The organism is Sporosarcina sp. NCCP-2222, from assembly GCF_023168145.1.
GTDB lineage: Bacteria > Bacillota > Bacilli > Bacillales_A > Planococcaceae > Sporosarcina.
Genome location: NZ_BQYK01000006.1, coordinates 63,159 through 70,514 on the forward strand (window position 1 = coordinate 63,159; position 7,356 = coordinate 70,514).

9 protein-coding genes are annotated in these 7,356 nt (G+C 45.2%); 3 read left to right on the forward strand and 6 right to left on the reverse strand.

Annotation, left to right across the window (positions count from 1 at the left end):
• Nucleotides 1–10: 10 nt before the first annotated feature.
• Together hemH and hemE are read right to left on the reverse strand one after the other, a co-directional pair.
• A complete protein-coding gene (gene hemH, locus NCCP2222_RS13705; RefSeq protein WP_248512921.1) occupies nucleotides 11–943 on the reverse strand; it encodes a ferrochelatase in 933 nt (310 codons plus the stop codon).
• 22 nt (nucleotides 944–965) lie between these two features.
• Nucleotides 966–2,006, reverse strand: a complete 1,041-nt coding sequence (gene hemE, locus NCCP2222_RS13710) for a uroporphyrinogen decarboxylase (protein WP_248513069.1) — start codon at nucleotides 2,004–2,006, stop codon at nucleotides 966–968.
• Between the two features lie 209 nt (nucleotides 2,007–2,215).
• On the opposite strand from hemE, the gene NCCP2222_RS13715 reads away from it, so the two are divergent.
• The 3 genes from NCCP2222_RS13715 (at nucleotide 2,216) to NCCP2222_RS13725 (ending at nucleotide 4,865) form a co-directional block, all read left to right on the forward strand.
• Nucleotides 2,216–2,731: an antibiotic biosynthesis monooxygenase family protein gene (locus NCCP2222_RS13715; protein ID WP_248512922.1), complete on the forward strand. Its 516-nt coding sequence runs from the start codon at nucleotides 2,216–2,218 to the stop codon at nucleotides 2,729–2,731.
• Nucleotides 2,732–2,816: 85 nt separating this feature from the next.
• On the forward strand, nucleotides 2,817–3,983 hold the full coding sequence (locus tag NCCP2222_RS13720) for a M20 family metallopeptidase (protein ID WP_248512923.1): 1,167 nt from the start codon (nucleotides 2,817–2,819) through the stop codon (nucleotides 3,981–3,983).
• Nucleotides 3,984–4,358: 375 nt separating this feature from the next.
• The gene (locus NCCP2222_RS13725; protein WP_248512924.1) at nucleotides 4,359–4,865 is read left to right on the forward strand and encodes a competence protein ComK; all 507 of its coding nucleotides are present in this window, start codon (nucleotides 4,359–4,361) and stop codon (nucleotides 4,863–4,865) included.
• Here NCCP2222_RS13725 and NCCP2222_RS13730 read toward each other — a convergent pair.
• The 4 genes from NCCP2222_RS13730 to NCCP2222_RS13745 form a co-directional block, all read right to left on the reverse strand.
• Nucleotides 4,844–5,230, reverse strand: coding sequence for a YhjD family protein (locus NCCP2222_RS13730; RefSeq protein ID WP_248512925.1), 387 nt, complete (start codon nucleotides 5,228–5,230; stop codon nucleotides 4,844–4,846). The two genes, NCCP2222_RS13725 and NCCP2222_RS13730, sit on opposite strands and share 22 nt — an antisense overlap.
• A gap of 190 nt (nucleotides 5,231–5,420) precedes the next feature.
• Nucleotides 5,421–5,999 carry a YybH family protein gene (locus tag NCCP2222_RS13735; protein ID WP_248512926.1) on the reverse strand — a complete coding sequence of 193 codons (579 nt, stop codon included), beginning with the start codon at nucleotides 5,997–5,999 and terminating at the stop codon, nucleotides 5,421–5,423.
• A gap of 123 nt (nucleotides 6,000–6,122) precedes the next feature.
• Nucleotides 6,123–6,797 (reverse strand): response regulator, encoded by a 675-nt coding sequence (locus NCCP2222_RS13740; protein WP_238082967.1) that lies wholly within the window; start codon nucleotides 6,795–6,797, stop codon nucleotides 6,123–6,125.
• 20 nt (nucleotides 6,798–6,817) lie between these two features.
• Nucleotides 6,818–7,356: sensor histidine kinase (locus tag NCCP2222_RS13745; protein ID WP_248512927.1), on the reverse strand; the 539-nt coding region annotated here is incomplete at its 5' end.

Genomic DNA, 7,356 nt, shown 5'->3' on the forward strand with positions numbered 1-7,356 from the left:
CTTCCTGTCATCAGGCTGATTTGATCTGACCAAGTACTGCGTCCGCCATTGCTTCAATAAATAACGGATCCGTATTTGGCATTGCAGGACGGTGGTAGGCCGCGCCGATTTCATCACAAACTACCTTGCACTCATGGTCATTGTCATAGAGTACTTCCAAATGATCGGAAATAAAGCCGACAGGCGTGTAGACAAATGATGTATACCCATGTTGTTCGTGTAAATCACGTGTCAAATCCTGGACATCCGGCCCAAGCCATGGCTCTCCTGTCTGCCCTTCACTTTGCCAGCCGACAGCGTATTGTGTTACATCAGCCGCTTTTGCAATCAAATCAGCTGTTTCCGCCAATTGATCCGGGTAAGGATCGCCAAATTGTTTGATCTTCTCTGGCAGAGAGTGTGCAGAAACGACCAAGCATGCCTTCTCTCGTTCTTCTGCACCCATCCGATCGAAAGTGCCACGGATTTTGTCAGCCCAATATTTGATGAACTTCGGCTGCTGATACCAGCTTTCCACCGAGGTGATTGAAATGCCGTATTTCTCCGCTTCCTCTTTTGCACGCGTGTTATAGGATTTGACGGAGAAGGAAGAATAATGCGGCGCGAGGACGATCGAAACCGCTTCTTTTATGCCATCTTTCGCCATCTGCTCCACTGCTTCTTCCACAAACGGTGTAATATGCTTTAATCCAATGTACAATTGGAATTCGACATCATCCTGCATTTCGTTCAAACGATTACAAAGCGCGCTCGCCTGATCGTCAGTGATTTTAGCCAGCGGGGAAATGCCGCCGATCGCTTCATAACGAGAACGCAAATCCTCCAATTGTTCAGGAGCCGGTGGACGGCCGTGCCGGATATGCGTGTAGTACGGCTCGATATCTTCTTCTTTGTACGGTGTGCCATAAGCCATCACCAATAGGCCCATCTTCTTTTTCGTCATTTCATTCACCTCATCTATGGAATTATTTTCTCAATTGCGCACTGTATTCATGAATCAATTCGGTCAGCTTTTTCAATGTGGCCGGCTGTACTTCAGGGAAAACACCATGGCCAAGATTGAAAATATGGCTGCCGTGCTCAACACCTTGTTCAATAATTGCTTTTGCCCGTTCTTCAATGACAGACCAATCCGCAAGCAACAGAGACGGATCAAGATTTCCTTGAAGCGGCTTCGTCAATCCACGTTCTCCCGCTTCTTTGATCGACAAACGCCAGTCAAGACCGACCACATCGACAGGAAGGTCATGCCATTCATTCGCCAAGTGGCTTGCCCCAACGCCAAAAGTGATGAGCGGCACATTTAATTTCCGGAGTTCCGAGAAGATGCGCGTCATGACCGGTTTGATAAAGATCCGGTAATCCGAGACATTTAGCGCCCCTACCCAAGAATCGAAAATTTGAATTGCCTTCGCGCCGGCATTCACTTGTGCCTCAATATAGGCAATCGTCGTTTCTGCAAGCTTGTCCATTAAAGCGAACCATGTTTCCGGTTCAGACACCATAAAGGATTTTGTTAAATTATAGCTGCGTGACGGCCCGCCTTCAATCATGTAGCTTGCTAAAGTGAACGGTGCACCGGCAAAACCGATAAGAGGAACATTCAACTGTTCCTGCGTCAGCAATTTAATGGTATCCGTTACGAATGGGATGTGCTCCTCAGCAGAGAAGTCCCCGAGATTATGTACATCTTGGACAGTCCGGATCGGATTGGAGATTACCGGTCCCACACCCGGCTTAATTTTCACATCAACACCGATGCCCGGAAGCGGTGTTACAATATCTTTATAGAGAATTGCCGCATCCACATTGTATTGGTCTACCGGCAATTTCGTAACGTATGCACATAATTCTGGCTGATGCGTAATCTCTTCCAGCGAATATTTCTCTTTGATTTTTCTGTATTCGGGCTGCGAACGTCCCGCCTGGCGCATATACCAGACTGGTGTATGGTCAATTTTTTCGCCTTTCGCGGCGCGAAGCAGTGTATCGTTAAATGTCGTCATCAATCGATTCCCACTTTCTTTTTATAATGATTATCATGTATATCGTTATCCGACTTCCAATATAGACGACTACGGCCGGATTGTATAGCAAATGAACCCGTTTGTCATAAATTTGTGCGGGACAGGCGCCATCATTTTGCCATCGCTTGTTTGATTCGGCCGTTTCGGGGAAAATATGATTAGTGCACTTAGTTAAGGAGGGTTTGTCAATGTATATCTATATGACAACAGGTACAAGAGATTTTATGGAAAAAATTAAAGAGAAGCATGCTTCCAAGCAGATGATTCTGATGCATGGCAGCGGCGCCTCCCTTCTCCTTCATGAGACAGAAGGGAAATCCGTGTTCCAGACACCTCGTCGTTATGAAGTGATCAGTTCGGCAGGAAATCTGCAAGATGAGGGCTACTTCGTTTGCAATAATATTCCAGTTTCAGATGAAGGCCGCCCGGTATTCGAACACCGCTTTTCCACGCAGGCCGGCACCATTGAATCCCAGCCCGGTTTCGTAGCCTTCCGGTTATTACGCCCGCTCGATTCTGAGACGTACATTGTAATGACAGAATGGAATGGGCCGGCGGATTTTGACCGTTGGAAAAACTCCTCCGCTTTCAAAGAAGCGCATGATCCTGAGGCAGCCCGTGAATTTGTAGACAATACGACACATATTTTCACAAGTGCTTCCTATATTACAACGTACACAGCAAAACGGGAAGATGAGGCATAATCCCCTATCTTTCTACTTATTGCGGGACTCGAAACATATGATATAATATGAAAAATGAAAATGTTTCGGGAGAGGGGTTTTGAAAATGAATGAGCAGCTGTTTGAAAAATTGGACCAGGCGTATGAGGATATGGTGGTCATCCGCCGCCACTTGCATATGCATCCGGAGCTTTCCTTCAAGGAAGTGAAGACGGCGCAATATATCCATGATTTCTATGCGGATCTTGGAGTGGAGGTTCGCAGCGGTGTTGGCGGCAATGGGGTGGTAGCCCGCGTCAAGGGTGCGCGCCCAGGAAAAACGGTAGCACTTCGTGCCGATTTCGATGCCTTGCCAATCAACGATGAAAAGGACGTGCCCTACAAATCGACTGTCCCAGGTGTCATGCATGCGTGCGGACACGATGGACATACCGCAACCCTGCTCCAGCTTGCGAAAGCAATTCATGAACTCCGTGAGAACTTGAGCGGTGAATATGTCTTTATTCATCAGCATGCGGAAGAATTTGCTCCAGGCGGTGCCATTTCCATGATCGAAGATGGCTGCCTGGACGGTGTTGACGTCATTTTCGGAACCCATCTTTGGTCCCTTATCCCGTATGGTGCTGTCGAATACTTAGCCGGTCCTGTCATGGCGGCCGCAGACCGTTTTGAAATCACCATCCAAGGCGCCGGCGGACATGGCGCTTCGCCGCATCAAACGAAAGACGCAGTCGTCATTGGGTCGCAGCTTGTCATGAATCTTCAGCAACTTGTCTCCCGCCGGGTTGACCCGATCGATTCAGCTGTTCTCTCCGTCGGTTCATTCGTCGCGGATAATGCCTTCAATGTTATTGCAGATACTGCAAAGCTCGGCGGCACAGTGCGCACATTCAATCCAGATACACGTGATCTGATGGAACAAGAAATGGCCCGTGTCGTCGAAGGCACCGCAATTGCCAACAATTGTGAGATCAAATTCGATTATTTCCGGGGCTACCCGGCTGTCGTAAATCATGTGGCAGAAACCGAATTTTTGAAAAACGTTGCCAAGCAAATTCCCGATATTCAGGCGCTTGTCGAAACAAAACCGCAAATGGGCGGCGAAGACTTTGCCTACTATCTTGAGAAAGTACCGGGCACGTTCTTCTTTACAGGTGCCATGCCTACCGATGCGTACCCGCATCACCATCCGCGCTTTGACATCGACGAGCGTTCCATGCTCATCGCTGCGAAAACACTTGGTGCAGCAGCGATTGAATATCAAAATCAATAAAGCTAGGAGACCTTCCAACTGGGAGGTCTTTTTAATTGGAGTCTTACACAGTTTACTTGCATAATTAATTCCTGTTGAATGAATGCCAATTGTTCATCTCATTATAAATTACCTATTAACGTCTTTCTATTTCTATTATTCTCAGTGTTAATAGCATCCATTTTATAAGTGTTTACTTTTATTCAATAGCCTTTAAATGGATATGTTTAGGTATAAACATCTATATACAATCCATTCTCAGCCTAAAACTTCATAGCTAAAAAGATTCATTTTTAAAATTAGTCAAAATTATTCATCTTTTTGGTTGCTTTATATTTCAACTGGATTACAATAGGCTACGAAAGTAACTTTTATAAGGAAAGGGTGTAATTGGAAATGGAAAAACAAATGGGCAATTATGTAGTATCGTTTAGCACCTTTGTTCTGCAACCCGTTCGGTTCGGAAATCGGATTCTCACATATGTGATTGAGCGGGACAGAGAGTTGGACGTTCCAAAGAAACCGATACATATTATGAAAAGCTCCGCCGCTTTTTATGGCAGCTCTTTTCAAGTGTTGACGAAAACCGCTAAGATTGTTTTAGGTAATGTCCACAAAACCCCGATACTCCTTGCGCACGCATACGACACACCATGTATCTTCATTCCTACACTATCGTCTTCTTCCGATCAAAACGTATGGATCAACTGTTTAGCCATTGACTTCATCGAGCCGGATCCTTTGGGATGCGTTGTCTCATTAGAAAATGGCCGGAAAATTAAACTAGCGGTCTCAGCCAATACAATGTGGCGGCAATATTGTTTCGCCAGATTTTTGGAGAAAGATTTTTTAAAAAAACAGCATCTCCTGAATAAATCAGCCTACTTGTTCAGACCCGATTGATTCGTCCGGTTTCCCGCCATTGTAATATAAAATTGCAGCAACTCTTCCGTTCGGTTTCGTAAACGGACATTCAAATAACGCCGATGATCCTCATAGCCGCCATTCATGAAGATATATTCGGTAAACGTGTCATCCATTTTACTGCGGATCACCTTCATATTATGGCGTCGCAAGTACATCGAGGTGTCTGTTAATTCGTTTTGGACGCTTAGCAGCGCATTTTCAATCATTTTTAAATAAGGGCCCTTCAATTTAAAGGGGCCTTTTTCAATCGTTTGGCGATCCCGTTCTAAAATGGTCAGCAGCATCGGTAGATATATCATGTTCTCAAAATGCGGCAATGCCTTTGCTGGGATTAAAGGCATCACAACTTCCTCCTTTCAACAAAAGGAACGTACGTTCTATACTCTTTAGTATATGCCAATATCCAGGCAAATACAACTAGCAATCCACAGGAAATTTTGCTCTCTCTTGACAGTATGTCCGATTCAAATCAAAAAAAGACCGCCTGCCAATCAACAAATCTGTTGATTCGGCAAGCAGCCATACACAATCTTATTTCTTTTCCTCGTCCCCTATATAATAGATCGAGTCCACTTTCCACTGGCCATCTTCTTTTTTGAAAACTGTGACCTGTCGCCCTGACGGCTTGGTTTCCAAACCTGATTCAATCTGCTTGAATGTCGTTTTCAACTTGGCGAATAATTGCGCTTCGTTCTCCTCGTACTTGACGATTGTTACATCGTTCGCTTCCCGTGTGACATCATAATCTTTGAACGTCTCTTGCAAAAGAGCCCGTTCATCCTCTAGAGTAAAGCTTTCCGAGTTTGGAGAAAGGACAGATAGATAAGTATCGATGTCCTTTTGATTAAATGCGTCGATGTACGCCTGGAAAGTGTCCACAATCGCCGCTTTTTCTTCAGCCGGGACATTTTGTGCTTCTTCGATTGCGCCCCCTGCCAAATTGAACCCTACACCTTTTTCATCGACGCCATGATCGATCGATCCATATCCTCCTGCCGCCTCTCCATCATCGACAGAGCCTTGGCTTGTCTGCTTACCCTCATCTTTGCTGCAGGCACCTAAGACAAGGAGAATGCTGAACAGCATGATGGGCAATGATCGTTTCTTCATACGTCTACCTCCTACATAATAAAAGGGCCATTCCAAATGGATAGCCCTTAGATTAAAAATGGTAAATGGGAAGCAGCGGGCTTAACCCGTCTACTATCCCTTATGCCTAGTTCCTGTCGTTCCTTACTTCACTTCAACCCAACCGTTTTTAATCGCAGTGACAACTGCCTGTGTCCGGTCGTTAACGCCCATTTTCTGCAATATGCTCGAAACATGGTTTTTGACTGTTTTTTCAGAGATAAACAGCGTCTCACCAATCGTCCGGTTGCTTTGGCCGTCTGTTAACAGCTGAAGTACTTCGCACTCCCTCTTCGTTAACAAATGGAGCGGACGGCGAATTTCGCTCTGTTGGAATGAACCTTTGTATTCGCGCTCACTTAAACGGCGGAATTCAGCCACCAGGTTATGCGTCACTTTCGGATGCAAGTAGGAGCCTCCAGCAGCTACGACTTTAATTGCTTGTACAATCGCATCCGCATCCATTTCCTTCAGCATATATCCAAGTGCGCCCGATTTTAATGCATGCGAGACGTACGATTCGTCATCATGGATTGAAAGCATGATGACTTTCGCTTCCGGGAATTCCTTCCGAAGCTGTTCAGTCGCTTCGACACCATTCATTCGCGGCATATTGATGTCCATTAAAACGACATCTGGCTCATACTTTCGATATAGTTCATTCACTTCGCTGCCGTCATCGCCTTCTCCGACAACATCGAACGAGTCTTCAAAATCAAGGATCCGTTTCACACCTTCACGAAAAAGCTGATGGTCGTCCACAATTAATATTTTTGTCATTTTCTTTCCCTCCCAATACCCTATTCAACAATTATATCGTCTTCTAGTGGAATGCGGAAAAGCACAGTCGTTCCGTTGCCAGCCGCAGACATAATTTTCATCTCGCCCTTCAACAATTCGATTCGCTCGCGCATCCCAATAATGCCAAATGATTTTTCTTTTGTTTCGCTTTGGTCAAAGCCTTGTCCATTATCTTTAATTACAATATTCATTGTATCACGAAGCCATTCAATTTTCACCCATACATCCCTTGAATTACCATGTTTGAGTGCATTGTTAACAGATTCCTGAACCAGCCTAAAAATGGCTACTTCAATATTTGATTCGAACCGTCTTTCTTGACCATTGTTCATGAAGTGGATAATAGTTCCTTTCTCGTACTCCATAACCGTAGCCAGATACTTTCGTAATGTCGGGATCAAACCAAGATCATCAAGTGCCATCGGTCGCAAGTCATAGATAATGCGACGTACTTCATATAAGGCATTCCGCACCATCTCTTTTAGTTGTGTAAGCTCCGATAAGGCTGACGTAGGACCTTTTTCGACAAAAGTCTTCT

Bases quoted from the DNA above. Each gene is read 5' to 3' on its own strand.
- hemH (WP_248512921.1), bottom strand. From the start codon at position 943: ATGACGAAAAAGAAGATGGGCCTATTGGTGATGGCTTATGGCACACCG.
- hemE (WP_248513069.1), bottom strand. From the start codon at position 2,006: ATGACGACATTTAACGATACACTGCTTCGCGCCGCGAAAGGCGAAAAA.
- NCCP2222_RS13715 (WP_248512922.1), top strand. From the start codon at position 2,216: ATGTATATCTATATGACAACAGGTACAAGAGATTTTATGGAAAAAATT.
- NCCP2222_RS13720 (WP_248512923.1), top strand. From the start codon at position 2,817: ATGAATGAGCAGCTGTTTGAAAAATTGGACCAGGCGTATGAGGATATG.
- NCCP2222_RS13725 (WP_248512924.1), top strand. From the start codon at position 4,359: ATGGAAAAACAAATGGGCAATTATGTAGTATCGTTTAGCACCTTTGTT.
- NCCP2222_RS13730 (WP_248512925.1), bottom strand. From the start codon at position 5,230: ATGCCTTTAATCCCAGCAAAGGCATTGCCGCATTTTGAGAACATGATA.
- NCCP2222_RS13735 (WP_248512926.1), bottom strand. From the start codon at position 5,999: ATGAAGAAACGATCATTGCCCATCATGCTGTTCAGCATTCTCCTTGTC.
- NCCP2222_RS13740 (WP_238082967.1), bottom strand. From the start codon at position 6,797: ATGACAAAAATATTAATTGTGGACGACCATCAGCTTTTTCGTGAAGGT.